The sequence below is a fragment of the Streptomyces corchorusii genome, assembly GCF_001514055.1.
Classification (GTDB): domain Bacteria; phylum Actinomycetota; class Actinomycetes; order Streptomycetales; family Streptomycetaceae; genus Streptomyces; species Streptomyces olivaceoviridis.
This window is the reverse complement of sequence record NZ_KQ948354.1, coordinates 335588-337912: the sequence shown is the minus strand read 5'-3', so window position 1 is coordinate 337912 and position 2325 is coordinate 335588. Positions and strand designations below refer to the sequence as shown.

Here is a 2325-nt window from a genome sequence, read left to right as displayed (position 1 = left end):
TGAGCTGTACGTCGGTGGGGCGGGTGTCGGCCGGGGGTATCTGGACGATCCGGCGCGTACGGCGGGCACGTTCGTGGCGGATCCGTTCGGTCCCGTGGGTGCGCGGATGTACCGCACCGGGGACCGGGTGGTGCAGCGGGCGGACGGTCGGCTGGAGTTCATCGAGCGGCGTGACCACCAGGTCAAGATCCGGGGCCGCCGGGTGGAGACGGGGGAGATCGAGTCGGTCATCCGTTCCCTGGAGGGTGTGACGGACGCGGCGGTGGCCGTGCTGCCCGACGCCTCCGGCAACCCCCGCCTGGTCGGCTACCTCACCGGACCCGGCGTGGACGCGGTCCGGGTCCGTGCCGAGCTGGCCCAACTGCTTCCCGCCTACATGATCCCGGCGTCCTGGCTGGTGCTGGAGGCGCTGCCGCTGACGGCCAACGGCAAGCTGGACCGCAAGGCGCTGCCCCGGCCGGCGCTGGCCGGGCAGGAGGTGAAGCGGGTGGCGGGCAACGACCGTGAGCGGGTCCTGTCCGAGATTTTCGCCGATGTCCTCGGGGTCACCGAGGTGGGCGTGGACGAGGACTTCTTCGCGCTCGGCGGTGACAGCATCCGCTCCATCCAGCTGGTCAGCCGGGCCCGTGCCGCCGGGCTCGCCCTGACCACCCGCGACGTCTTCGAGCACAAGTCGGTCACCGCCCTCGCCCGCGCCGCCGGCAGCCTCGACGCGCGCGCCGCGGCGAGCGAGGACGACGGGGTGGGGCCGTATGAACTGACCCCGATCATGGCCCAGCTGCACGAGGAGACCGGCACGCTGACCGGGCCGGTGGTCAAGTACAGCCAGCACGTCGTCGTCGGCGTGCCCGCCGGGCTCGACGCTGTACTGCTCGACGCGGCCCTGCACGCCGTGGTGGACCACCACGACGCCCTGCGCACCCGGGCCACCGAACCGGCGCCCGGCCTGTGGCACATGGAGGTCCTCGCCCCCGGCGCCTCGGACGGTGTGTCGCTGGTCGCCGTCGCCGAACCGGACGGCAAGGACGACCCGGCCCGCGCCGAACGGCAGGCCGCCGCCGCCCGCGCCCGCCTCGACCCCGCCCGCGCGGTCATGATCCAGGCCGTGCTGCTCACCGCCCCGCCCGGCGCGGACACCGCCCGGCTGGTGCTGTGCGCCCACCACCTCGTCGTGGACGGCGTGTCCTGGCGCGTGCTGCTGCCCGACCTGGAAGCCGCCTACCGCGCCCTCGCCGAGGGCCGTGCCCCGGCGCTCGACCCGGTCGGCACCTCGTACCGCGGCTGGTCCGCGCTCCTCGCCGAGCAGGCCCGCACCCAGGTGCGCGGCGCCGAACTCGCCGTGTGGCAGCGGCAGCTGGCGGGCCCCGACCCGCTGGTCGGCACCCGCCGCGCGGACCCCGCCCGGGACGTCCACGGCACGATGCGCACCCTGCGCCTGGAGCTGGGCCCCGCGGCCACCGCGCCGCTGCTCACCGAGGTGCCGGCGGCCTTCCACGCCGAGATCAACGACGTCCTGCTCACCGGGCTCGCCCTCGCCGTCGCGGACTGGCGCCGCCGGCACGGCCACACCCACCACGCGCAGACCCTGATCGAGCTGGAGGGACACGGCCGGGAGCAGCTGGGCGACGACCTGGACCTGTCCCGCACGGTCGGCTGGTTCACCAGCGCCTTCCCGGTCCGCCTGGACATCGGCGCCGTCGACTGGTCCGAGCTGTGGGCGGGCGGCCCCGCGCTGGGCGCCGTCCTGAAGCGGATCAAGGAACAGCTGCACGCCCTGCCCGACCGGGGCGTCGGCTTCGGCCTGCTGCGCTACCTCAATCCGCACGCCGCCCGTGTCCTCGCCCGCCACCCGCGGCCCCAGATCGGCTTCAACTACATGGGCCGCTTCGACGCCCGCGAGGACCGGCCGTGGCAGCCCGTCGGCGGGGACGGGGTCGTCGGCACCGGCGCCCACCCGGGCATGCCGCTGCCGCACCTGATCGACGTCACCCCGGCGACCGAGGACCGCCCCGACGGACCCCACCTGATCGCCAACTGGGCGTGGGCCGGGGACGCGGTGGCCGAGGAGGACGTGCACGACCTCGCCGGCACCTGGTTCCGGGCGCTGGAACTGCTCGGCCGGCACGCCCCGGCCACGGGCGGCCGTACCCCCTCCGACCTGCCGCTGGTCGACCTGGCCCAGGAGGAGATCGAGGCGTACGAGGCCGAACTCGCCGACGCCGGAAGCGTCCTGGCCGACGTCCTGCCCATCACCCCGCTCCAGCAGGGCATGCTCTTCCACGCCGACTACGACACGGCGACCGCCGACGGCACCGACGTCTACAC

General features: G+C 75.0%; 1 protein-coding gene. It reads left to right on the top strand.

Annotated elements, in window-relative coordinates; genetic code table 11:
• Positions 1-2325: condensation domain-containing protein (locus AQJ11_RS11515; RefSeq protein WP_159061649.1), on the top strand; the 2325-nt coding region annotated here is incomplete at both ends.